The organism is Terrihalobacillus insolitus (genome assembly GCF_028416575.1).
In the GTDB taxonomy this organism is placed as follows: Bacteria; Bacillota; Bacilli; order Bacillales; family Amphibacillaceae; genus Terrihalobacillus; species Terrihalobacillus insolitus.
Window position 1 is genome coordinate 454,343 of the sequence record NZ_JAMQKB010000001.1, and the last position, 25,295, is coordinate 479,637.

General features: G+C 38.7%; 25 protein-coding genes and 1 riboswitch. Of the genes, 7 read left to right on the forward strand and 18 right to left on the reverse strand.

What is annotated here, in order from left to right:
- Positions 1–24: 24 nt before the first annotated feature.
- From NC797_RS02140 to NC797_RS02190, 11 genes are all read right to left on the reverse strand, one after another.
- Positions 25–1,170 (reverse strand): mannitol-1-phosphate 5-dehydrogenase, encoded by a 1,146-nt coding sequence (locus NC797_RS02140; RefSeq protein WP_272434983.1) that lies wholly within the window; start codon positions 1,168–1,170, stop codon positions 25–27.
- Position 1,171: 1 nt separating this feature from the next.
- On the reverse strand, positions 1,172–1,609 hold the full coding sequence (locus tag NC797_RS02145) for a PTS mannitol transporter subunit IIA (RefSeq protein ID WP_272434984.1): 438 nt from the start codon (positions 1,607–1,609) through the stop codon (positions 1,172–1,174).
- Between the two features lie 76 nt (positions 1,610–1,685).
- Positions 1,686–3,800, reverse strand: a complete 2,115-nt coding sequence (locus tag NC797_RS02150) for a BglG family transcription antiterminator (RefSeq protein ID WP_272434985.1) — start codon at positions 3,798–3,800, stop codon at positions 1,686–1,688.
- A 256-nt stretch (positions 3,801–4,056) separates the two neighbouring features.
- A complete protein-coding gene (locus tag NC797_RS02155) occupies positions 4,057–5,493 on the reverse strand; it encodes a PTS mannitol transporter subunit IIBC (RefSeq protein WP_272434986.1) in 1,437 nt (478 codons plus the stop codon).
- A 314-nt stretch (positions 5,494–5,807) separates the two neighbouring features.
- Positions 5,808–7,307, reverse strand: a complete 1,500-nt coding sequence (locus tag NC797_RS02160) for a sodium:solute symporter family protein (RefSeq protein WP_272434987.1) — start codon at positions 7,305–7,307, stop codon at positions 5,808–5,810.
- 251 nt (positions 7,308–7,558) lie between these two features.
- Complete coding sequence (locus tag NC797_RS02165) at positions 7,559–8,941, reverse strand: LLM class flavin-dependent oxidoreductase (RefSeq protein ID WP_272434988.1); 1,383 nt, start codon at positions 8,939–8,941, stop codon at positions 7,559–7,561.
- A gap of 87 nt (positions 8,942–9,028) precedes the next feature.
- Positions 9,029–9,137, reverse strand: a riboswitch (SAM riboswitch).
- Positions 9,138–9,329: 192 nt separating this feature from the next.
- Complete coding sequence (locus NC797_RS02170; RefSeq protein ID WP_272434989.1) at positions 9,330–10,736, reverse strand: APC family permease; 1,407 nt, start codon at positions 10,734–10,736, stop codon at positions 9,330–9,332.
- A gap of 244 nt (positions 10,737–10,980) precedes the next feature.
- Entirely contained in the window at positions 10,981–12,312 is a 1,332-nt protein-coding gene (locus NC797_RS02175; protein WP_272434991.1) for an aminotransferase family protein, read from the reverse strand.
- 462 nt (positions 12,313–12,774) lie between these two features.
- Positions 12,775–13,074: a HepT-like ribonuclease domain-containing protein gene (locus tag NC797_RS02180; protein ID WP_272434992.1), complete on the reverse strand. Its 300-nt coding sequence runs from the start codon at positions 13,072–13,074 to the stop codon at positions 12,775–12,777.
- A gap of 29 nt (positions 13,075–13,103) precedes the next feature.
- Complete coding sequence (locus NC797_RS02185; protein ID WP_272434994.1) at positions 13,104–13,391, reverse strand: nucleotidyltransferase family protein; 288 nt, start codon at positions 13,389–13,391, stop codon at positions 13,104–13,106.
- 162 nt (positions 13,392–13,553) lie between these two features.
- The gene (locus tag NC797_RS02190; protein ID WP_272434995.1) at positions 13,554–14,030 is read right to left on the reverse strand and encodes a hypothetical protein; all 477 of its coding nucleotides are present in this window, start codon (positions 14,028–14,030) and stop codon (positions 13,554–13,556) included.
- A 183-nt stretch (positions 14,031–14,213) separates the two neighbouring features.
- Here NC797_RS02190 and NC797_RS02195 point away from each other — a divergent pair, with 183 nt between their 5' ends.
- From NC797_RS02195 to NC797_RS02205, 3 genes are all read left to right on the forward strand, one after another.
- The gene (locus NC797_RS02195) at positions 14,214–14,477 is read left to right on the forward strand and encodes a hypothetical protein (RefSeq protein ID WP_272434996.1); all 264 of its coding nucleotides are present in this window, start codon (positions 14,214–14,216) and stop codon (positions 14,475–14,477) included.
- A gap of 85 nt (positions 14,478–14,562) precedes the next feature.
- Positions 14,563–14,829 (forward strand): spore coat protein, encoded by a 267-nt coding sequence (locus tag NC797_RS02200; protein WP_272435220.1) that lies wholly within the window; start codon positions 14,563–14,565, stop codon positions 14,827–14,829.
- A 216-nt stretch (positions 14,830–15,045) separates the two neighbouring features.
- Positions 15,046–16,149, forward strand: coding sequence for an AbrB family transcriptional regulator (locus tag NC797_RS02205; RefSeq protein WP_272434997.1), 1,104 nt, complete (start codon positions 15,046–15,048; stop codon positions 16,147–16,149).
- Positions 16,150–16,355: 206 nt separating this feature from the next.
- Here NC797_RS02205 and NC797_RS02210 read toward each other — a convergent pair whose 3' ends face one another.
- Complete coding sequence (locus tag NC797_RS02210) at positions 16,356–17,375, reverse strand: hypothetical protein (protein WP_272434999.1); 1,020 nt, start codon at positions 17,373–17,375, stop codon at positions 16,356–16,358.
- Positions 17,376–17,561: 186 nt separating this feature from the next.
- On the opposite strand from NC797_RS02210, the gene pxpB reads away from it, so the two are divergent.
- The 4 genes from pxpB to NC797_RS02230 are packed head-to-tail and all read left to right on the forward strand — an operon-like array spanning position 17,562 to position 20,217.
- Positions 17,562–18,278 (forward strand): 5-oxoprolinase subunit PxpB, encoded by a 717-nt coding sequence (gene pxpB, locus NC797_RS02215; protein WP_272435000.1) that lies wholly within the window; start codon positions 17,562–17,564, stop codon positions 18,276–18,278.
- Positions 18,275–19,276 carry a 5-oxoprolinase subunit C family protein gene (locus NC797_RS02220; protein WP_272435001.1) on the forward strand — a complete coding sequence of 334 codons (1,002 nt, stop codon included), beginning with the start codon at positions 18,275–18,277 and terminating at the stop codon, positions 19,274–19,276. Before pxpB ends, NC797_RS02220 begins: the two co-directional genes overlap by 4 nt.
- A gap of 11 nt (positions 19,277–19,287) precedes the next feature.
- Positions 19,288–20,058 carry a LamB/YcsF family protein gene (locus NC797_RS02225; protein ID WP_272435003.1) on the forward strand — a complete coding sequence of 257 codons (771 nt, stop codon included), beginning with the start codon at positions 19,288–19,290 and terminating at the stop codon, positions 20,056–20,058.
- A 27-nt stretch (positions 20,059–20,085) separates the two neighbouring features.
- Positions 20,086–20,217 (forward strand): hypothetical protein, encoded by a 132-nt coding sequence (locus NC797_RS02230; RefSeq protein WP_272435229.1) that lies wholly within the window; start codon positions 20,086–20,088, stop codon positions 20,215–20,217.
- Between the two features lie 150 nt (positions 20,218–20,367).
- Here NC797_RS02230 and NC797_RS02235 read toward each other — a convergent pair whose 3' ends face one another.
- From NC797_RS02235 to NC797_RS18385, 6 genes are all read right to left on the reverse strand, one after another.
- Entirely contained in the window at positions 20,368–20,814 is a 447-nt protein-coding gene (locus NC797_RS02235; RefSeq protein ID WP_272435004.1) for a PTS sugar transporter subunit IIA, read from the reverse strand.
- 92 nt (positions 20,815–20,906) lie between these two features.
- Positions 20,907–22,325, reverse strand: coding sequence for a PTS fructose transporter subunit IIC (locus NC797_RS02240; RefSeq protein WP_272435005.1), 1,419 nt, complete (start codon positions 22,323–22,325; stop codon positions 20,907–20,909).
- 27 nt (positions 22,326–22,352) lie between these two features.
- Positions 22,353–23,294 carry a 1-phosphofructokinase gene (gene pfkB / locus NC797_RS02245; RefSeq protein WP_272435006.1) on the reverse strand — a complete coding sequence of 314 codons (942 nt, stop codon included), beginning with the start codon at positions 23,292–23,294 and terminating at the stop codon, positions 22,353–22,355.
- Complete coding sequence (locus NC797_RS02250; protein WP_272435007.1) at positions 23,295–24,077, reverse strand: DeoR/GlpR family DNA-binding transcription regulator; 783 nt, start codon at positions 24,075–24,077, stop codon at positions 23,295–23,297.
- Between the two features lie 320 nt (positions 24,078–24,397).
- Positions 24,398–24,523, reverse strand: coding sequence for a hypothetical protein (locus tag NC797_RS18350; RefSeq protein WP_334313172.1), 126 nt, complete (start codon positions 24,521–24,523; stop codon positions 24,398–24,400).
- Between the two features lie 103 nt (positions 24,524–24,626).
- On the reverse strand, positions 24,627–24,815 hold the full coding sequence (locus NC797_RS18385) for a DUF1659 domain-containing protein (protein ID WP_272435009.1): 189 nt from the start codon (positions 24,813–24,815) through the stop codon (positions 24,627–24,629).
- Between the last annotated feature and the right edge of the window lie 480 nt (positions 24,816–25,295).

Genomic DNA, 25,295 nt, shown 5'->3' on the forward strand with positions numbered 1-25,295 from the left:
TCCCTAACTTATCTTATTTTTAACCTAGTTGATATCCAATTGATTCTGAACAATTGCAATGAACGGATGATTTTTCTCCAATCCAGAAACCTTCTCTAATACTGTTTGATAACCTTCTCGTTCAATCATTTCCTGTAATTCAACAGCTTCAGGGTCTTGTTTGTTTTGGTAGGTCAGTGCTGCTGCGATCGTCTTTGCCAGATTTACTGGATCTTTTCCCGTTAATTTTAAATAAAGAGTCGCAGGACGGATAAGCCTATCATTTGATCCAAGTTTTCGAATCGGGCCACGTCCGACTCGTGTTACATCGTCTGAAATGTATGGGTTTTGAAACCGATGGATGATCTTGTTTATATAATTGAGGTGTTCATTGTGATCAAAACCATATTTTCGGATTAGCACTTCGCCAGATTCGCTAAGAGCTCCAAGTGTAATCTCCTGAATTGGCTCATGACTCATCGCTTCCTCAATGGTCTTGTATCCCATCGAATGACCAATGTACGCTGCTACAGCATGACCTGTGTTTACCGTGAACAATTTTCGCTCGATATAAGGTGTTAAATCACTGACATAGGTAATTCCTTGGATGTCCGGCTTTTCTCCCTTAACGTCTGTTTCCTCTACAACCCACTCATAATACGGTTCCACAGAAACTTGTAGAAGATCGTCATTTGTTTGATTCGGAACAATTCGATCGACAGCAGCGTTTGGGAATCCATAAACACGGTTAAATTGCTCCTTTTCTGCTTCTGTAACCTGCTTCAAAACTTCTTCATTCAATAGAGAGCTGCCACCAATCATATTTTCGCAAGCGATTATATTCAAAGGATGCCCTGTCTTCTTCAGTCTTTCACGTAACCCTTTCGTTAAAAGATCTGATATGATCGGTAATATAGTTGGACCGACAGCCGTTGTAACGATATCTGCCTTGACAATTGCTTGAATAACCTCTTCTGGACTCGTCGTACTATTCAATCCAGAAACGTTGGAGACAGTTAATTCATCCTCGTTTTCATCAGCTAAAACGACACGATACTGTTGTTTTTCATTTAATTCTTTAATCACTTGATCGTTCACATCTACAAACGTTGTGTGGTAACCCGCTTTGTATAATAAGGATCCGATAAAACCTCTACCGATGTTGCCAGCCCCAAAATGTACAGCTAACATACTAGTTCACCTCATTGAACATATTTAGAATTTCATCTTTGGATTTTGCTTCCAATATTTTTTGAATGTTTGCTTCTTCTGAAACGACAAGTGCTATCTTAGACAAAATCTCTAAATGTTCATTCCCTTTTCCAGCAATTCCTACAAGGATTTTCGCCACATTTCCATTACCAAAATCAATGCCCTCAGGTACAGTAACGATCGAAAGTCCTGTTTCTTTCACTTTGCTTTTTGCATCCTCCGTTCCATGAGGGATCGCCACATGGTTCCCGATATAAGTGGATGTAACCTCTTCTCTCTCCAGCATTTTATCTACGTATAACTTCTCCACATATCCATTTTTCACAAGGATATCACCTGTAAAACGAATTGCTTCTTCTTTTCCACCTAATGATTGATTTAAAATAATATTATCTTCTGTCAATATTGCTTTTGTCATAGTTGAACACTCCTTCAAGCTTTTAAAGATTATTAAATAAATTGCTATTACATACATGACGGTTTTAACGATACACTTAACCTTTTTCCAAATAAGATAGTTTTTCATTTAAAAATTGTTGCAAATGATAAGATAAAAATTGTCTTATTTCATTTTCATCGCCTGATTGAAATACGTCCTGTTCGCGAATGATTAAACCACTCAAAAAGCTCAACACTTCCAGTACCTCTTGATCTGTTTGTTCTGCAGCAAGCATGAGCAACACATGGTCAATGCTTACTTGTTGATTATCCATCCCTTGAACGGGGACAGGATGAGCGAGTCGGTAGATTTGAAAGGTAGGCTTTCTGATGGAATTACTTCGTGTATGATACAGGGCCAGCTTCGTATTAGGTATACCCAGTCCACCCATTTTCTCACGTTTGATCAATTTTTCGAACACTTCAGCTTTATCTGATAAAACTTCTTCCTTCTCTAACTGGTCACAAGCAACACTTAAAATATGCTCAATTGGTTTTTTATCTTTAATCTCTAAAACACAAAAGCCATCAATTAAATCCCAAATGACATTGGAATAATTTCTTATCGTTTGAAGTTGTCCAATGGTATCTGATGATTGCTCTGTCTTTTTAGGTTGTTCAGCATGTATTTGTTGCTTCCTCCCCATTCTCTTATTCACTTTTATCCGCTTGATCATCAGCTGAATATTTTTAATCTCAGAAGGTGTAAGAACGGGTGAAGTCAACATGTACTCCTTCTCTATTTCTTTTAGTGGAATGGTTGAAACTACGATATCGTAATTTGATACATCGGTTTGTTCCAGGTCAAACAATGATTGTTTATCGACTTCTTTTATTTCTGGGATCTTTTGCATTAGTCTTGTTGCCAGCATTTTAGCTGTACCAATGCCACTTGAGCAAACAACGAGTGCTTTTAGCTCTAACTGCTCCTCCTCTTGCATTAATGCAGCAGCAAAATGGAGTACGAGAAAGCCGATCTCCTCTTTTGGGAATGTAATTTCAGGAAATAACCGATGAACACCATCCTCAATTAACGAAAAAAGATCATGATAATCTTTTATGATGTCATCAATCATCGGATTTTTTATTTTCATATTTTGTTTTAATCGATAAATTGTCGGTTTCAAGTGCCCAACCAAATCGTTTAACAACTGATCTTGATGTGACAAATCTTCACCTAGATGTTCACCAATATAGCTAATCAGTTCTTTTGCTTTATATGCAATGTTCAGACTTGAATCTTCAATATGATAATGTCGATCAAAACGTAATTTTGCCCCCATTAAATGCATCGTAATATAGCCAATTTCGTCACTTGGAATATTCATTTTTAATGTTGTTTCTAGGTCGTGAACCAGCCTTTCTGCTAGTTCATATTCTTTTGTTTCTTTGATTTGCTCCAAATATTCCTGATCAAAATGAATAAGTTCGCCTTGTTGCAGGCGTTCTACCGCTAACGCAAGATGGACGACTAGACCAATATGTGCGCTGTCTGCTAGTCCATAGGGAAGTTGTTTACGAATATGTTCAACCCTTTTTTCGATCACATGCAATTTCGCTGGATCAACTAAGCCTAGTAATCGATTCGAAATCGTATCAAACTGTTGCTTTGATTTTTTTTGTATGTTTTCTCGAACCATGGAGATAAAATCGTATTCATCCACATATTGGGTGATTAAATTGCTAAGTGTTGCTCGTTTATTTTCTTCTTTCCCCTCTATTTTTACCCCATATCCCCTTTTTCGAATAAGGGTCAGATGATCATCTTTTATCTGTTCCTCCATCTTATCTAGATCATTGCTAATAGTTGCAATTGTTACTTGCAGTTCACTTGCAAGGCTGAATAATTTAATCGGTTCATTTGATTCTAACAGCGTCATTAAAATGATAGCTTGTCTTTCTTCCTGGGTATAATCCGTATGTGTCACATGAAAGAGCTCTACCTCTAGATTTTCTTTATTCTGGTCTGTTCCAGAAATGTGAATGCCAACGCCTGACTTTTTATGTAGAGTCAAATTGTACGTATTTAAAATTTCCTCTACATGTTTAAGATCCCGATGGACAGTGCGTGTACTAACTTCCAAAGTATCAGCCAAATCTTTCATTGTAACTTCATCTTGTGCCAGTAATAGGAGTTCTAGTAACTTTCTTTCTCTTCCAGAAATATACACTCGTTCTCACCCCCTTTTACATTCATGACAAAATTAAATTTAGATTGAACTTCCTTATATCTAGTTTAAGTTGTTTGCTATCTACTATACAACATGAAGTTCTTTTATTTTCGTCAAGGTAGTTGTTGACATTATTTAATACCTAATGCAAAACAACTTCATTCGTAATGTAGAAATCAAGCGCATAGCTGTTGACATTATTGAATACCCAATGCAAAACCCTTCTGATGGATGGCTTCCATTAGAAGGGCTTTGCTTATTTTTTCAACTGGTCTATTAACTCTGCATATTTTGGACTGTTCAAGAAATTTTCTACCGAAATATGACGCGCATTTGGTAATTTTACTTTTGCACGATCGGTTAAATCTTTGTGTGTGATGACAATGTCTGCGTCGTTTGGAAGCTGATTGATGGCTGTGTTCGTCACTTCTACATCAATGTCCGCTTTTTTAAATTTGTCTTTGAGCAATGATGCTCCCATTGCACTTGACCCCATTCCAGCATCGCAGGCAAACACGACTTTGTTTACGCTTTGAAGGGAGTCCAAGCTTTCCTCGACTGTTGACGGTTGTCCACTAGCCTGTTCTTTCAACTGATCTGAAACAGTGCTTTTCTTCCCTTTCATTGCTTCCATTTTGCTAGTAGCAGTTGAAATATCTTCTTCACGATCTTTATCTTTACTTGTTTTTAAAATAAATGCAGCTACTAAGAATGATACTGCCGTTGCTACAAGCACCCCTAGAATAACGCCGAGATAGCCTCCTTTTGGTGTCATTGCCATTAAAGCAACAATACTTCCTGGAGAAGGTGTTGCAACTAATCCCGCATTAAAGATTGAAAAAGTGAATACACCACTAACTCCACCTGCAATTGCAGCGAGAATTAAAGTTGGTTTCATTAAAATATAAGGGAAGTAAATTTCATGTATTCCACCAAAGAACTGGATAATCGCTGCACCCGGTGCAGAACTTTTAGATGCACCTTTTCCAAAGAACATGAATGCAAGTAATATCCCTAATCCTGGTCCTGGGTTTGTCTCAAGTAAGAATAGAATAGATTTTCCTGCTTCAGATGCTTGCTCAACCGCGATTGGACTTAAAACACCGTGGTTAATCGCATTGTTCAAGAACAATACTTTTGCTGGTTCAATCAGAACATTTGCTAATGGTAGTAATCCAGCATTAATAATTGCTTCTACCCCTGCTGCTAATACATTTGTTCCTCCTTCAACAATTGGTCCGATTGCTTTAACTGCAACACCCGCTAGAATGGACGCCACAATACCTGCAGAAAAGTTGTTGTAAAGCATTTCAAAACCAGAACGAACTTTGCCTTCAAACAGTTGGTCGACTTTCTTAATACAATAACCACTCAATGGCCCCATGATCATTGCACCAAGGAACATCGGGATTTCCGCTCCAACGATTACACCCATCGTTGCAGTAGCACCAACAACTCCACCCCGAAAGTCATGTACTAAGCGACCACCTGTAAAACCAATCAGTAAGGGCAGCAGATACGTAATCATGGGATCTACTAATGTAGCCAATTGTTCATTTGGCCAATAACCTGTTGGTATAAATAATGCAGTTATAATACCCCATGCGATAAATGCTCCAATATTTGGCATAATCATACCACTTAAATAACTACCAAAGCGTTGTATCTTTGCACGAATACCTTTTTCCGCCATATAAATTTCTCCTTTCGTAAGGTAAAAACTAAAATATAATTTCCTTACTTCCATCATAAAGCGGTTTCAGTAACCTATTCAACTGTTTCTAAAGGGGGATTTGTCAAAAGAATTGATGACATTATTAAAAAGGATTTGCTGTGGAGGTCAGTAATAAAAGTTAGTAGCATAAAAAAACGCCCTGCAGCAGCTAGAAGGGCAAATGAGAGCTACTACCGGGCTTGATAAATCATCCTGATGGTTTGTTGCTGTGGACAGGAGAACTGCTAACTATTTGCAATGATTGAAACTGATGAATTGATTTTTTCTAACTGTTAAGCACTGACTGCTTTCTTTTCCTTTACAACGTTTTCTACGACGATACTAACCGAAATCATCACTACAAATCCTACAATCGAACTAAAAAATAACGCTTGAAATACGTTTTCGACAATTCCGGTACCAGTTAAAATCATATAACAACCAGATCCAAAAATAACTGAGTTGATGGCTCCAGGTCTATTCGCGCGTTTCCAGAAATAGCCCAAGCTAACAGGTGCAATGATCCCACTAATAATCGCCGATATACCAAATTGTGTCAGTAGGGCCAAGGAATCAGGGCGGTCAATCGACATATATAACGACAATACCCCTAGAACAATAAGCGAAATTTTTGATACTCTGACCACCTTTTGATCGAGTTTCTTTTCAGAGATATTTTTATTTTTATAAAGGAATGGAACAACTAAAATTTTATACAAGTCATTCCCGATGCTTGTCGTCAAACCAAGATATAAGCTATCTGTAGTTGACAAAATAGCCGAAATAATACCTGTAACCATAAGAGCTACAATAATCGGTGGAAATGCTTCTACGATATATGCTGGTATCGCACCATCAGCAGACTCTAATCCTGGTGCCAGAAGTCTTGCAGCCATGCCAGCAAAAACGGAAAAGGCAGATAGCAAAAACAAGGTGATCCCAGAAGATAGCGTAAATGTGCGCAAGTCTTCTTCTTTTTCGATCGTCAACACTTTGTTCATCAAATGAGGAAGTAGAGCAAACGTAAACAAGAGCCACTGAATGCTTAAAATAGCAAAGCCGCTATAAAATGGCCCACCTTCTGAGGTAGATGCAACTAAGCTTTCATCGATGTTACTCAGCTGAGTGTGTAAGTTACCTAAAACGTTCCACCCACCACCTATCGTCCAAAGTAGCGAGATAAACAGCAAAACCGAGATAACTGACATGATTATTCCTTGAATACCATCGCTAATGAGCTGTGCAAAAGCTCCTCCTAAACTTACATAAACGATCGTAATGCCGACACCAATAATAATACCCCAAATATAGGGGATTCCGATAATCGTTTCAAACATCGTTGCTAGTCCGACATTTTGACCAACTATATAATAGATATTAAATAGAACGAGCAAAGCAACAATAACCTGGAGCGCTTTACTCTGATATCGAACCCCAAGCCACTGCGGCAATGTTAAACTACCGCCGTTTTTCTGACCTTGTTTCCAAAAAGTTTTGGCAAACAAAAGTAAGCCAATCCAAGTCAAGCCAAAACATCCCAATGCCCACCATAATGTTGAGGCACCGTATGTGTAAGCCCAGCCTGGCACACCTAGAAACAAGTTTGCACTTGCAAAAGAAGCTCCGAAACTAACCCCGACAATCCAAGGTTTTACCTTTCCTTTCGCGATCGCAAACCCCCTCATTGACCGACTATGCACAGAACCTTTTTTCCCTAGCCAGGTGGTTAGGACAAAATATCCAAACAATACGATACCGATGATCCATACAAATGAGTTCGTTTCTTCGCCCATCGTTAGTCTCCCCCCTTCTGTTTAGGATAGAGTTTGTTCCATACAAATAAACCTACAAGCCAAAACACTGCAATACTAACCCAGTAAAAAGTGAACATTTTCATCCATCCTTTATCTTAAAATGGTTTTAGGGTTTTAGATCCCCACCTCTAAGCGAAGCGTAGGTGGGAATTTCCAATCAGGTGGAGTCGAAACTCCATCTGATTCCCCGATGTTTCAGCTTGCTGAAACGAGCTACTTTTCGAACCTTTTTAATATGATAGAGAAAGATTTTGATATGATGTGCCTGGATGGCTGTCTTTCAAACGATTTTGTCCTTTACCAAATAATTTCTCTCGGTACGTTCCATCTTCATAATCTGTCTGAACGAGTCCACGTTCCTGTAAAATTGGGATCACAAGCTCAACAAAATCTTCAAAACTACCAGGAGCAAGTGTATATGCTAGATTAAACCCATCTACACCTGTCTCATTTACCCAATACTCTAATTCATCAGCAATTTGTTCAGGTGATCCAACAGCAACAGGCCCTCTTCCGCCGATTCCGACAAATGTGGCAAGTTCACGAATCGTCCATTTGTGATCGGGATCTGCTTTTGTAAATACTTCTACAGCAGATTGAATCGCATTGCTTTCGATGTATTCCAGCGTTTGTTCTGGGTCATATTCGGAGAAATCTATTCCCGTCCATCCTCCTAGTAACGCTAGTGCGCCTTCATAGCTAACATAACTCTTCAGTTCTTCATATTTTTTTCTTGCTTCTTCTTCCGTTTTACCGACAATTGGCGTGAAAACAGTATAAACAACAACATCTTCCGGATTCCGCCCGTAATTTCTTGTTTTTTCTCGCAGGTCTTTCACGCCTTTTTTAACGACTTCAGCCGTCGGTCCTGCGGTGAATACACATTCAGCGTGCTTGGCGGCAAACTCTCTCCCCCGTGGAGAGGCACCTGCTTGGTATAGTACAGGCGTACGTTGTGGAGAAGGTTCGCACAAATGAGCTCCGGGAACCTGAAAGTATTTTCCATCATGATGAATATCATGAACTTTGGTAGGATCTGTGTATACCTTTTTCTCTTTGTCACGTATTACAGCATCATCTTCCCAGCTGCCTTCCCATAGTTTATAGGAGACTTCCAAAAATTCTTCCGCAATCTCGTAACGCTCATCGTGCGGTATTTGGCCCTCCAAGCCGAAATTTTTAGCTGCACTTTCTAGATAGGAAGAAACGATATTCCATGCAATTCTGCCTTTAGTCAAATGGTCCAACGTAGAAAATCTTCTTGCCAGCATATACGGCTGTTCGTATGTTAGAGAGTAGGTGAGCCCAAAGCCTAAATGCTCGGTTGCATGTGCCATAGCCGAAATTAATAAAAGCGGATCATTTGCAGGAACCTGCACCGCCTGTTCAACCGCTGCATCTTTGTTCCCTTTATAAACATCATAAACGCCAAGTACATCAGCTAAGAAAATGCCATCAAATTTACCTTTTTCTAATAACTTAGCTAAGTTTACCCAGTAATCCAAATCATCATAGCGGTATGACTGATCTTCTGGATGGCTCCAAACCCCTGGCGACTGATGTCCCACACAATTCATATCAAATGCGTTCAAGTAGATGCGTTTTTTTCCCATCTTTATTCCTCCTTAAAAATTTCCATGAAAAAGTCCCTTCACTCTAAGAAGAGAGAAGGGACTAAATATGTATTGGTCCAATTTCTCTTCTCATCTTCGGAATGATTTCATCCCTCTGAATTTGGCACCGGGGCATAACAATATGCTGGTTGCCGAGGTTTCGTAGGGTCAGTCCCTCCACCTCTCTTGATAAGAAGAATTACAATGTTACAAATATTTAATTTATAAATGATAGCATAACACGTTTTTATATTTTGTCAACAAGTTAATTTATCAAACTTTCCTCCAGTTTGGTTGTTTTCCGATCCTGTTTGGGTACATAGCTTTGTTATTCTATTGTTTGCACCTAACTAGTAAACTCGTTCCATTAATGTGGGACTTTTTACATTTATGCTACTCTATTAATTTCATCCTTCATATGCTTATCTACAGATTCCTTTCCATACTTCGCCATTGAAACTTTGTAAAGGATTATACCCAAAATAGTCCACAATCCGACGATCAACCACTCATACGGCCAAATTAATGCGGATGGCATCCCTGGCATATAAAGTAATGCAACGCCACCTGACATACATGCAGCTAACCACCCGATAGTAGTACCACCTTTAAGCTTAAAAGGTCGATTCATATGTGGTGCCTTTTTGCGTAAAATAATAAACGATATTCCTACCATGAACCATGCTACCGTTAACCCAAGTCCACCCGCATCCACTAACCAAACAAGTGCAGGTCGACCTAAGAGTGGTGCAATGGAGCTAATGAAACCGATTAATAAAATAGCTTTGTAAGGTGTGTTGTGCTTAGGGTGTAGGTCTCCTAATGATTTAGGCAACATCCCCGCGTTAGCAAGTGCGTATATTGCTCGACTTCCGCCAACGTAGAAACCGATCCAACTTGTCAATATTCCTCCAATGCCACCGAGAACAAGTATGTTCCCCATCAGATTACTATTCCCAAAAGCTTTTGCCATTGCATCAGCTGTCACCAGGCTTGAATTACTAATTTCGGATGGTGAAAGTACGCGTGACACCCCTAGAATAATAGCAATATACCAAACAACGGCAAGTACTACAGAAACAATCAATAATTGACCAATCTTTTTTTGTGGTAGGTTAATCTCTTCAGCCGCTTGAGGAATAACATCAAATCCAACGAACATGAACGGTGTCATAATGACAACCGTTAGTAAACCAGTCATTCCTTTGTCAAATAAGGGCTGCATATTTTGAGTGTTTCCTGAGACTGTACTTCCAGTGATCAATAATACTCCCGCTAAAATAATTACGATCGTAAGAATAAACGTTATTGCAGTAGACAACTTAATTCCACGATAGTTTATCCACGTAATAAAAATGGAACCTAATATTCCAACCGCAGCCCATGTAAACGTCACATCCCAGCTCGCTATCGTGTACAAATATCCCTTACTATAATTTGGAACCAAATATTCAAAAACAGTTGGCAGTGCTACAGCTTCAAACGCTACAACCGACACATACCCTAAAATAACTGCCCAGGTTGTAATAAAAGAGGCAACCCTTCCTATTGCCTTATAACTGTATACATGCTCCCCTCCTGCAAGTGGAAGTGCTGAAGCCAGTTCAGCGTAGGTAAGACCCACTAAAACTACTAGCAACCCACCAATAGCAAAAGCAAGAACTGCCCCCATTGACCCCGCTTCTGTAATCCATATTCCTGCTGTTACGACCCAACCCCAGCCAATCATTGCACCAAACGCAAGCGCTAGAACGTCCCGATTACCTAATATTTTCTTTAACTGTTGATTGCTCATTCAATAACCTCCTCTATATTAATAGAAATTAGATATTTCCGAAAATTATTGACGCAATGGAACACATACCTAAAGAAGTTGTTCAAAAAATCATCCCATGATAAGTCCGCATCTGCTTGCCCACGACGGGCTGATCGGACGTTTGACACAGGACGTGTCAAACGTCCGCCGGCTTTCGTTGGCTTGTATAAAATTCGAGGAATTTTTGAACACGCACTTAAAGTAAAATAGCATTCATTCGAAATTAGAGCTCTTTTTGGACAGACAAAATCGCATCATGCAGTCTTTCGACCATCGTATGCACTTCTGACTGACTTATAATTAATGGAGGTGCAAAACAGATAATGTCTGTACTGTCATATGTTACAGAACGGCATATTACTCCTCTTTGGTGTAAAGCCTCAATCACTTTTGACGCAACCTGCAAATTTGGAGAAAAATGCTTATTTGTGTCAGGATCTTGAACAAGCTCCACTGCTCCAAGCAGTCCAACAGCACGAACGTCTCCAACAATATCTACATTTTTTCTCACCTTTTTGAATCCTTGTAGCATTACCTCTCCCATTTCACGAGAATTCTCAACCAATCCTTCTTGTTCAATAATTTCAATATTTTTCATTGCTACCGCAGCTGCTGTCGGGTGGCCACTATACGTAAACCCATGAAATAACGTGCCTTTTGATTTGCCTTTTAATACATCGTGCACCTGGTCTGACACAAGGACACCTCCAAGCGGTAGATAGCCACTCGTAACACCCTTAGCAAACGTCATCATGTCTGGAACTACTCCCCAATTTTCTGTACCAAACATTTTTCCGGTTCTCCCAAACCCAGTGATAACCTCATCAGCAACAAATAAAACACCTATTTCATTACAAAGATCACGAACCTCTTGTAAATAATCGGAAGGAGGAATTAACACACCACCAGCTCCTTGAACTGGCTCGACTAATACGGCAGCTACTGTTTCTCGACCTTCTAACTCAATTAACTGACGCAAAGACGTGATTGCTTGCTCTGTAGTTTTTTCATATGGAGATTCAGCATGGAGAAAATCGTTCATTAAATGACCTGCCATATCCCAAAACTCAGGAATTCCAGTCGCACTCGTCGAAGCCGCTGCAACCCCATGATAACCACGCTTCAGAGTAATGATTTTACGACGATTCGGCTGACCTTGTATTTTCCAGTAATGACGAACTAACTTGATCGCAGAATCATTAGACTCTGAACCACCTGAAGTAAAAAAGACTGCATTTAAATGGCTTGGCGCAATCGAAGCAATTTTTTCTGCCAACAAAATGGCAGGCTCATGACTAAACGTTGAAAAGGTCGAACTAAATGAAAGTTTTGCCATTTGTTGTGCGGCTGCTTCTGCTAATTCCTTTCTACCATGTCCAATGTTGACATTCCACAAAGAAGACATCGCATCAATGAATACTCTGCCATCCGTGTCTGTTAAATATATGCCTTCCCCTTTTTCTACAATTAGTTTTGCTCCTTTGTCTTGCTGTTGTTGTATCGAAGAAGTTGGGTGAATGAAATGCTTTTTGTCTAGTTCCTTTAAATCTTTCAAGTTGACACTCCTCCTATAGCAGAAAATAGAATATGAATAGATCCAAAAAAGTGCAAACTTCTATGAATTACATTTCCCTTATTTATATAGCTTGACCGCTTTCTAAATTATATGATCCACTATCCTGTCATAGAATAAGAATCTACAGGTAACTAACACAAGAAAATAAACTAACAAAAAAGAGTGCGTATTTATTATAAGTAGTTTGGTTGTGAAGTAGAAAAACTGAATTCGCAAGGTTAATATCAAGGTAAATCGCATACTTTTAGACAACAAAATCACACAGAAAAACGCAGAGTTAGCATCCTCTGCGTTTTTTTATAATTTAATGACTTGTTCTTCAACTAAAGCCATCTGTTACTTTAAGTGTATTAGTTCACAATGTATCATTTTCAATGTAGTATTATTTTCCTCAAAATTAAAACGCTTGGATTACTTTTATCGCCCAAGCGTTTTAAATTCCTACGATTGTTCTAACAAATCATTAATTTTTTCTTTTAATGGTGGTATTTCTTTTTCTACAACGTTCCAAACGATCCCATTATCTACACCAAAGTAATCGTGAATTAACACGTCCCTAAGTCCAGCCATTTCTCGCCAAGGTACATGCAAGTGTTGTTCTCTATATACTTTTGATATTCGCTTTGTAGCTTCTCCAATAATCTCAAGATTACGAATGACTGCATCCTGGATTAATTTTGAACTGAAAAAGTCATCTTCTCCATTTGGAAGATACGATTCAATATTAGTTATACACTCCATAATATGCCTCAAATAGAGCTTGTCACTTTTCATAGTTGAATGGCTCCACTTAAAACTTCTTCCTTCATACTCCAATGAATCGAGTTTTCTGTCACGACATCTACTCTAGTATTTATTATGTCTTCAACTTCTTGTTTAAAGCGAATCAAATCAAATAAACTTCTTCCTTCCTCGAAATCCACTAGTAAATCTAGATCACTTGAAGGTCCATCTTCTAATCTTGAAACCGAGCCAAAAATACGAACATTATGAATACCGTGTTGACCTGCTGATTTTAATATTATGTCACGTTTTTCTTGAAGAACATCATTAATCACAACACATCACTCACATTCTTAAATACTTTAAATCCATTATATCATTTACTGAAATTTGTTTATATCAAAAAAGCGAATTTGTCTGTCAATTCGCTTGTTAATACAATTGTTATTTAAAATTTTCTATCTCTGAATCGAACTACTTATATTTATTAAGTACTCTTAATTACTATTTTGGTTTTTTAAAATATAAAGTTCTTTTTCCATTTTAATTACCTTATCAACAATAAAATCCATTTCATTAATTCTTGACTCATTCGTTAATTCAAACTGCCCACCAACACCATCAAGTTTTGCTTCAATAGTATCAAATCGATTATGCATGTCTGTTTGTATAGTACCAAATCGATTTTGCATATCTGTTTTCATAGTATCAAATCGGTTTTGCATGTCTGAATTTAAAGTGTGCATATCTGTTTTTATAGTATCCATTCGATTATGCATATCTGATTTCAAAGAATGCATGTCTGTATTTATAGTATCAATTCGATTATGCATATCTGTTTTTAAAGAATGCATATCTGTATTTATAGTATCAATTCGATTATGCATATCTGTTTTTAAAGAATGCATATCTGATTTAATACCTTTCATTTCTTTATTCATTTCTGTTAGCAGATCAATAATTTGCTTATCCACAGTATCATCACCCCTACGATTATTATAATAGATGTTTGTTAAATAAGCACGACCTTTTAATAGCTTATTTTAAAGCCACGGTTTCATCTACCCCATCGATAAAATTATCTAGAAAACTTCACACATATATTTGAATCACTTGGGAAAATTAAAGTAGAAAAAATTCAGGTAGGGGGCATTCTTATGCAACAACAAAATCAACCAATGGGGCAAAACCAAGCACAACCCATGCCACAACCACCTAATGTGGTAAGTTCAAAGGATTTACTATACCTTACAGATATGTTGTCTTGGAATCTAAATGCTATCAAAAAAGCACATTTTTATGCGGAACAATGTACCATACCCGAGATAAAAACAGCATTAGAACAAGTGTGCCAAATGCATCAAAACCATTACAATACATTACTTCAACACTTAAATCAAAATCCTCAAACCATGATGTAGGAAAGGAGCGCTAAAATTGAGTCAACAACAAAATCAAAATCAAAAAATACAAAACCCAGAAACACAAGTCCCAAAAACACCACAAATGAATGATAGGGATTTCGTAAATGATATGCTAACAACAGAAAAATATATAACCGATTCCTATAGCACCGCTTTAAACGAAGCAAGTAACCAGGCCATCTATCAAGACATACTGACTATATTTCAGGAATCACAAGATAGCCAACGCAATTTATACAACTTAATGTTTAAAAATGGATGGTACAGTATGGAAGCTGCAGATCAACAAAAAATCCAACAAGCATACCAACAGTTTTCTGGATATATGAATCAGTTGCCATTGCAATAATGATGAATCAAGGAATGTAAAATTAAAAGACCAAGTAGCAAGGAGTACCAACGCTGTGAAAAAGCATTAAATAGAAACATTACAATAACATATCGATCAATGGCCTAAATCATAGCGGTTTAGGCTTTTTCGGTTCTTCTAACAAATCCCTTATGTAGTGGGCAATTCATAAAAAGTGTTATAATAAAAGGATCTCTATGATAAAGAAGGATTTACATGAACCCAAAAGATAAAGTGATTCCATTTCTATTTACCCTTGTTGTCGCTATTTTAGCAGGTGCACTCCTCTACGTGACAGGGATGGTTCTCCCATGGCTACTCGGTCCACTTTTAGCGGTTATTGTATTAAAAATTACATTCCCAAAACGTTTTTTATTTTATTGGCCGATACAGCTACGCAGCCTCGCTCTTTTGCTTTTAGGAATTCAACTAGGGGCATCGTTTACGAGTGAAGCCGCGAATAAAATGGCAACATATTTACCCTATATGGCATTGACCACAGTTTTGTTAATAGGTTTCACACTACTTCTCGCTTTTTTTGTAATGAAGTTAACTGGAATTTCTTCAACTACCGCTTTATTAGGAAGTTTTCCGGGTGGTCTAAGTCAGATGGTGATTGTCGGGGAAGAGATGGAGCGAGCGAACGAGTCGGTTATTATGTTCATGCAAACGTTACGGATACTTCTCGTATTAATACTGGTTCCGCTCGTTGCGAACGTTCTTTATGGGGATAGTAGTAGTTCAAATTCAATTTCCCAAATAACGAACAACGTTTTTTCAATGGAACCCGAATTGTTCCTTTTATTGCTTGCGTTGTGCCCAATTGGAATTTGGCTTGGAAAGAAAATAAATATGCCCATTCCATTCATGCTAATCCCTTTACTAATCGTAGCAGTTGCTCAGACAACCATCATCCCTGACACAACTGTTGGACTACCAACTTGGCTATTAAATGGTGCTCAGCTAAGTTTAGGCGCACACCTTGGCTATAATATGAAAATAGATCGAACCCTTTTTACGGCACGAATGGTATCTGTTGCCCTTGGCTCAAATGTGATACTGCTTGCTTTTAGTTTCGGTATTAGTGAATTGTTTAGTCTTCTTTGGGCAACACCCTTTAAAGACCTATTTTTAGCAGTTGCACCCGGTGGTATTGCAGAAATGAGTGTCACAGCACTTACCATCCATGCAGACACTGCCTATGTCGTAACCTTTCAGTTATTTAGAGTTCTCTTTATCCTCTTAATTGTAACCCCAACGATGAAATGGATTCTTGAAGCAAGAGAAGCAAGAAAACTGAGAGTGAAAGAGTCGGCTTGAAAACAGATGGCAGCAGAAATTCCCCCTTAATCACCGAAAAAAAGATGTAGGAGCTTTGAATTGAAAACTTCAAAGCTCCTTTTCGATTGATTAAGGAAACTAAAGTACTTACAACTAAAACGCTCCCTACAGTGGTTTTCCTGTTCTAGTTCTAACTCGAGCTCAATAATTTTCATAGGCTTTTCATACTTATCAGCACCAAATCTTCATGAGTATTGATTAGAAGCAGTAGTAACTCTGGGTAAGGTGCCTGCCAAGTCTCTTTTGTAAAAAAGAGGTGCAAAAGCTTGATAAAAAGGTTCTGGGACACTATCTTTTCTATGGGCTTGGGCTTTACGTTTTTTCGGCAAATTCCCAGCATCCTCAGAAAATCTTGATCCTGGAATCGGATTTGCCTCTCCGTATTCGCGTCGCAATGGTATGTTCCATGATAAGAGATTTCTTTCATCCAATAGAATAGGAACCATCTTTTTACCAAATGAAGTAACAGTTATGGTTGTTGGGACGAAACGACTTTCGTTAGCGTATTGATCCACTTTCTCCTGATCATTTTCACAAATCCATATGCCAAACCACTCCAGATAAAGAAAGAAGTAATTCCAATCAAAAGTAAGATTAGCTAGCAAAAGTTCCTTATCCATTACCAATCGCGGTCCTGACTTTTCACTAATTAACTTTTTGAAAACATCAGGAAGTATATAATGAACGGAATTAAAACTTTTATTTAGAAGTTCCGCCCAATTTACGTCGACCCAAAACGTTTCCAGCAAAAAAAGGTATTTTTCTGTGTCCATCAATTTGCTGTACAAGTTCCATCTATTCGCAACTCTTAATTCAGTGTTATTCAAGTCAACTGAAACCTTCTCAATTAATTGACCAGCAAGTGCAATATGGTAAAAAAGGTGCATGTAATGATCGTGCTCCTGCTGAGTGTGAAATGGTACATTCTTTTTTTCAATTGTCATCTGTTCTTTGATCAAGGATAGATGTTCTTCAGGAATAGATCCTGTTGAATTTGTAAGTTCAATTGTATGATGTGCTATGTAATCTATAAATCTGTTGAAATCTATTACCAGATTGATAGGAAACGTTTTTCTGTCTTGTTTGACGATCCAGTTATTCTTTATTGTTTTTGAAATGCCATTGTGGCTATAGTCGTCCAACAAACTATCAAACGACAACTGTCCTTGTGCTTGATCATCGTTATTAATCGAATGTTTTCTCAAAAAAACCACCCATTTCTATTTAAATAAGATAGTACTTTTTCGTAAGCATGTTGTCCCTTCATTTATAGTATACTATAATTTAGACAACTATGTTTAGGCTATGAAAATCTATCTTGCCTATTTAAGAATAAGCTTATTGATTTGAACGAATGGGAAGTTTGATAGACTTAAAAAAGGGGTGTAGTAATGGAGTTTCGTTTGCATCCATTAGGTGATAACGCGGTCATTATTGAAGTTGGCGAAGAGATGAATATAGAATCCCAAAAAAACGTCGAAATATTATGCTCCTTTTTTGATACACAACCATTTGATTGGATAATTGAGTATATACCTGCGTTTACTACAGTAGCTGTATTTTACGATCCAGTCAAAATTCAAAAGAAACATAAGAGCGACTTCTTAAAGTTTCCCTACGACTATGCATGTGATGCATTAAACAAAATATTGGTAGAATTGCAGCTGAACGAAACAACAGAACCTAGGATCGTTGAAATACCCGTTTGTTATGGTGGCGAACTAGGACCAGATATAGAACATGTTGCTTCCTATAACGGAATAACTACTAAAGAAGTTATGGATATTCATTCAAAAGGGGATTATTTGGTGCATATGATCGGTTTTGCTCCTGGATTTCCATACATTGGTGGTATGTCAGACAAGATTGCAACACCTAGACGCACGTCTCCACGATTAAAAATACCTGCAGGAACAGTTGGTATCGCTGGAAAGCAGACTGGTGTCTATCCTATAGAAACACCAGGAGGTTGGCAACTTATCGGCAGAACCCCAATAAAGCTCTTTCTCCCTAATGAGGCTACTCCAAGTCTATTGAAGGCAGGAGATAAGATAAAATTTACACCTATATCCAATGAGAGATACAAGGAATTGGAGGAGGAAGGATGATTTCACTAACCAAGCCAGGCCTCCTGACTAGTGTTCAAGATTTAGGAAGATATGGCTTTCAAAAATATGGAGTAATCACAAGTGGTGTTATGGACCAACTTGCACATCGCACATCTAATCTACTCGTAGGTAATGAAGAAAATGAAGCAACCATAGAACTAACATTACTTGGGCCTGTCATTGATTTTGAAGAAGACAAACTCATCTCAATTTGTGGCGGAAATTTATCTCCATCGATTAATGGAGAGCCTGTAAGATTATGGCGCCCTATTCTTGTAAAAGAAGGAAGTCAATTACGCTTTGGTCAATGTATAAGTGGTTGCCGAGCATATTTGGCAATAGCTGGAGGAATAGGCGTTCCAAATGTTATGGATAGTAAATCTACTTATCTTAGGGCGGGTTTAGGCGGTTTCAAAGGGCGCGCACTTAATGTGGGTGACAAATTGGAAACCAAGCCTATAAATGATGTTTCAGCTAGAATGATCGACGAACTGTCTAAATGTTCAGGTGATGAAAATTTTGCAGAAGCAGATTGGTCTGTCGCTTCTGACCTATTCCCTAGTTACGAAAAAATTCCCTCGATTCGTGTGATGAAGGGAAGACAATACCATTTATTTTCAAAAGAGAGTCAGGATACATTTTTTTCACAACCGTTTGAAATTACACCCCAATCAGACCGTATGGGATATCGCTTGAAAGGTCCCTCACTGTCTTTAGAAGAAGCATCAGAAATGTTGTCTGAAGCAGTAAATTTCGGAACCATCCAAGTCCCCTCAGACGGGAATCCCATCGTTCTCTTAGCAGACCGGCAAACTACAGGAGGCTATCCAAAGATTGGACAAATCGCAACTGTCGATTTACCACTGATGGCACAGCTAAAACCTGGAGACCTAGTCCGTTTTGTTGAAGTTTCCCATGAAGAAGCCCAACATCTTTATTTGGAAAGAGAAATGAAAATCCAACAGTTAATGCAAGGCATATTACTTAAATTAAGGTAGGAGGAATTCAGATGTACACGGTAGACTTAAATTGTGATATGGGAGAAAGCTTTGGAGCATACAAAATGGGGAGAGATGAAGAGATTCTGGATTATATTACCTCTGCAAATATAGCTTGCGGGTTTCACGCAGGGGATCCTTCAACAATGCGTAAGACAGTACGTTTGGCACTCGAAAAAAACGTAGGGATTGGCGCACACCCAGGATTCCAGGATTTAACAGGATTCGGAAGAAGAAACATGGATATTTCTCCTCAAGAAGCTTATGACCTTGTTGTATATCAAATTGGTGCATTAGACGCTTTTGTAAAATCGGAAGGCGGAAAACTGCAACATGTTAAACCACATGGCGCTTTATATAACATGGCCGCTAAAAACGAACGATTATCTGAAGCAATAGCAGAGGCAATATATAAAGTTGATCCCGAGTTAGTTCTTTTCGGACTGGCTGGAGGAGAGCTGTTCAAAGCAGGAGAAAAAGTCGGTCTTCGTTCTGCAAGTGAAGTTTTTTCGGATCGGACTTATCAAGAGGACGGCACATTGACATCAAGACGCGAACCGAATGCATTGATTAAGGATCATGAAATGGCAGTTAATCAAGTAATTCGCATGGTTAAAGAAGGAAAAGTTAAATCAACTCAGGGAGGTGACGTATCCATAAAAGCTAATACCATATGCATACACGGAGACGGACCTAGTGCTTTAGATTTTGCTAAATACATATCTAAAGCATTGAGGAATGCAAATATAAACGTGGCAAAGATTAGTGATTACCTGAATTAATTCATACATCTACGAGGAGGCAAACAAATGAAGACGAATAATGCCAGGGTACTGATGGGTGCTGCATTCTTAATGGCGACTTCAGCTATTGGTCCAGGCTTTTTAACACAGACAACGGTTTTTACCGAACAACTTGCAGCAAGTTTCGGGTTTGGATGACAATATTTGGAATAATCATAGTGATCATGATGACTTATATGGGGATCTATGCTTTAATAACTGGTATTCCAAAGTTATTTTAAATATGTGTTAAAAATGACGTCAAATCAAAATTGCCCTCTGATCGAAATCAGAGGGCAAACTTGATCTTTATTCTAATGCACCAATCAATTCTTCAATTGTTGTGGCTGACTGTAGTTTTTCACGAAAGTCTTCATGCATTAATTTTCTCGATAGCTGAGAAAGAATTTGAAGGTGTTCGTTCCCAGCCTGTTCTTCAGGTACCGCAATAAGGAAAACGTGTCTAACTGGGGTACCGTCAAGAGATTCCCAGTCGACATCGCTTGTTACACGGGCAAATGCAAGGCCTGGTTGAGATACGCCGCTTGATTTACCATGTGGAATCGCTACTCCAAATCCAATCCCAGTCGTTCCTTCCTCTTCCCTTTTTAACACTGCTCGCTTGTATGCATCTGCATCATGGACAACGCCCGTTTGCTCCATTGCAGAAGTGAGCTGATCGATACATGCTTCTTTTGATACTGCTTCAATATCAAGTAGTACGTGTTCTGTTTTTAATAAATCTGTTAGTGCCATTAGAAATCACCCCTTAGATGTTTTGGTCATTCTGTGTTCTATAAAGGACAAGATGCTACCTCAAAACACCGCAACATTTTGTCACATACCCGTTAGCTTGCAACGTCATTTGAATTAGAGGAGTTTGTATTAACTTTTGATTCTACCGTCTTCTTCAATGATACAACCATTATCGCTGTCACAATCGTACCGACAAGGATGGCTAGAGCATAAGGTAGTAAATTGGTTACTGCATTCGGAATAGCAAGGACGAAAACACCACCATGTGGAGCTTTTAAACCAGCTCCAAATAACATGGAAAGCGCTCCGGTAACGGCTGAACCAACCATTAAGGATGGGATCACACGAAATGGATCTGCTGCTGCAAATGGAATGGCTCCTTCTGTGATAAAGGAAATTCCAAGTACACCTGCTGCCTTCCCTGCATCTCGCTCTTCTTTCGTAAATTTGTTTTTACGAATTAATGTTGCCAACCACAAGCCGAGTGGCGGTGTCATTCCAGCAGCCATAACTGCTGCCATTGGTGCATACAAATCACTTGCAAGTAGTCCTGTTGCAAATGCATATGCTGCTTTGTTTACTGGACCACCCATATCAAACGCCATCATTGCACCCAGGATCAACCCAAGGAAAATGGCATTTCCAGAGTTTAACCCTTTTAGCCAATTTTCTAGTCCAGTCATGATTGATTCAATTGGTGTTCCAATTACGTAAATCATTAATAGACCAGTAACTAATGTTGCCAAGACCGGAATAATTAATATTGGCTTTAAGCCTTCTAAATTTTTCGGAAGTTGAATTTTATCTTTGAAAAATTTCGCGACATAACCTGCTAAGAAACCAGCAGCAATTCCGCCTAAAAATCCAGATCCACCACTTGAGGCAAGCATACCACCAACTAAGCCAGGAGCTAAGCCAGGCTTATCTGCAATCGAATAGGCGATGAAACCAGATAAAATTGGAACCATTAACGCAAATGCGGAGCTACCACCAATTTGCATGAGAGCTGCAGCTAAACTTCCCTCTTCTTCGGCTGCATTAATACCAAACATAAATGATAATGCAATCGCAATTCCACCAGCAACAACAAGTGGGATCATCGCAGAAACACCATTCATCAAATGTTTATATGGCCCTTTTCGCTGAGCACTGCGCTCTTTTTTCGCTTGCTGTACTTGCTCCACATAATCTTCAGCAGAAGTAGCTTTTTTTGCCAAAGCTTGATCGATTAAATCAGCAGCACCTTTGATCGCTTCTCCAACCGACGCATACACCACAGCTTTTCCTGCAAAACGACTCTCACCAGCATCGGTGTCTGCAGCTAGAATAATGGCATGAGCGTCACGGATTTCCGTTTCCGTTAATTCATTTTCTACCCCTACGCTGCCTCTCGTTTCTACTTTTATATCGACACCTTTTTCACCCGCAGCTTTTTCGATCGCTTCCGCTGCCATATACGTATGTGCAATTCCTGTTGGACAAGCTGTTACTGCCAAGATCTTTTTTTCCATCTTGAAAACCTCCCTTATTGAGATAAATTAATATAATTGCGACGTCTGCACTTTTGATAAAGCATCTCTTACTTCTTTCAAAGAACAGACGTTAGTACCTGATTTTGACGCGGTGATCGTGCCCGCAGTTGTCGCCCAAGCCGCCATTTCTGAAAATGAAAAATGATTACCATACGCATAGGCAATGGCTGCTACCATCGAATCTCCAGCACCAACTGTACTTTTAGGTGTGATCGAAAATGGTTTCACATGACAGCCATCATTTTCCGTTAAAAAGATTGCTCCTGCCTCACCCATCGAGACAATAACGAGTTCGATACCGCGACCGATCAACCTTTTCCCAGCCTCCACGACAGCTTCTACATTGGGTAGCTTCTTGCCAATATATTTCTCTAATTCATAGAGGTTGGGTTTGATTGCAAAGGGCTTAGCATCTATGCCATGTTTTAGAACTAGACCATCTGCATCTAAGATCGTCTTAACTCCTTTTTCTTTTGCCAAATGAATGTAATTAGAATAGACCTCCGCTTCCATCTCGTTTGGAATACTGCCACTTAAAATAAGAAAAGATGCATTGTCCATTAGGTTGGATATTTTTTCTTTAATTTGTTGTTTATCTTCTATCGATACGGTAAATCCAGGTTCATTAATTTCGGTCGTTTGTTTCGTTTGCTCATCAACGATTTTCAGGTTTGTTCGTACTTCACCATCCACTTCTACAAAGTCGGTAGCAATTCCAAGTTTCTCGACTTGTTTCTGTAATTTTTTCCCTAGATCCCCTCCAATCAACCCTGAAGCAATGACCTTCGTATTGAATTGTTGAAGTACTTTCGCTACGTTGATCCCTTTTCCACCTGGATCTACTTGAACTGCATTTGTAATTCTATTTAACGCCCCTAATTGAAAATTGGGTAACATAACCGTTTTATCCATGGCAGGATTTAATGTGATGGTAATGACTGGTTGCATTTAATCGTCCTCCTGTGCGGTTACAGTGTGCACTTCTACCCCTCGTTTTTGTAATTCTACTAAAATATCGGTTGGTGCTCCTTCCGTTGTAATGCAATGATCTATTTGATCGATCATACCAAACTTAGCAAAGCTAATACGCTGAAACTTGCTATGATCTGTCATCACAATTACCTGTTTTGATTGTTCGATCATTTTCCGTTTCGTTGCAGCTTCCGTTAAATTAGGTGTCGTTAACCCCTCGTTAAGATCCAAACCATTTGTCGCGATAAATGCTTTATCAAAATGAAGGTTACTTAAACAAAGCTCAGTCAATGGCCCAACAAGTGCGAGCGTTTCTGTCCGAAGCTTTCCCCCAGGAACAATGACTTCTAAGTTCGGGTAATTTTCTAATTCTTTTGCAAAAACAACGGAATTCGTAACAACTGTTAATTGAGATAATTTTTTAATCTCATCAACAAGTGGTTTTGTCGTCGTTCCTGAATCGATCAGAATCGAATCCCCTTCTTGAATGAATTGAACAGCATACTTTGCAATCGCTTTCTTTTCGCTCAAAAAACGAATGGATTTCTCTGAGAAAGTCGGTTCAAAGGTAACACTTTCCTTTGCAATGGCGCCCCCATGCTGTCTTCTCAGCATTTTCATTTCTTCTAATTCCTTCAGATCCCGGCGAATAGTAGATTCTGAGACTTCGAATTTCTGGCATAGTTCTAGAACGGATGCTCTCCCGTTTTCTTCTACATAACTCACTATTTTTTGCTGCCGCTCTTCTCCATATAACACGTTGATCACACCCTGCTAGATTTTCTACTTTGATGATCTATTGATTATTTGTGATTGTTTATGATTAATTATGATTTTATATGATTATAAGCGCATTGTCAATGACTGTTTATGATTTTTAAAATAAGGATGCTAAATCATGAGCAAGTGAAGGAAATCCAACATCCGTCAGAAAAGACATCCAAATCCCACCTCTCCTTCCCCTTTTTTGCTCATTTATGATCATTTATGAAAGTACGGTAGCACATTTAACAAGAAAAGGAGGGCGTATGCCGCCGCTCCTTAGTTAGATTATAATTGAATGTCGAACACGCTTCGCTCTACGATGCGTGCTTGTTTTTTGCAACGATGTCACCACCTGCTGAGAAAGATGCATTTTGTGTGATGATGGCATCGATTGCTTGGTTAACTGCCACTGGTTCCGCTAGTTCTACTGAACTTTCCAATGAAATGGTTACCGCTTGTTGTCCTGATTAAAGAATTTAAGCTCCAAGGTTTTCAGTTGCTTTACACCCCCTCTTGTTCAAACGTTTGATAAACTTCTTACACCTATGTGATTACAGAGTCGTTGTCACGCTCAATAGACTGAAGCGGACGTTGCTGCAATGGAACTAGTGCGTTAGTAATTACAAAAAGCTGGATTGCTGTTGCAGCTGTTTTGACATTGTTAAATGACTTTGTCTTGAGGATCGTGTTGAATCCACACCATCCTGCAATACAAGCTGCAACCGGAATCAACCTTTGTTTCTACCGCCATATCTCTCACCCCCTATCACTTTTATAATCGAAAGGAAGAAGGTGGGAGGTGTGTATGTTTGGTAGTTCCAATATAAATTTCATACTAGATCTATCTGATACTAGTGGTCATACAAAAGGGAAAGAAGAACATTCTCAAAATAGTTTAAAGAACAAATTGTCTTGCTGCACCTTTCAGGTAAACTCAGAAGTAAAATTATCAAAGAATACGAGCTGACTCCATCTGCCTTTGATACGTGGGTACACCGACGTATACGTATTATAAAGAATGTGATACATATGGCAAGAAGAAACGGTAAAAGATTAATTGGAATCAAAAATACCAAGGAGTACACGATCTAGATAATGAGAACTCCTTATGCCAAATTGATTCAATAATAAGGCATAATCATCACGTTTTTTAGTCCAGACACCCTAGAATAATCGAGAAGAAATGGTTATGACAGTGGTCACTGGTGTATT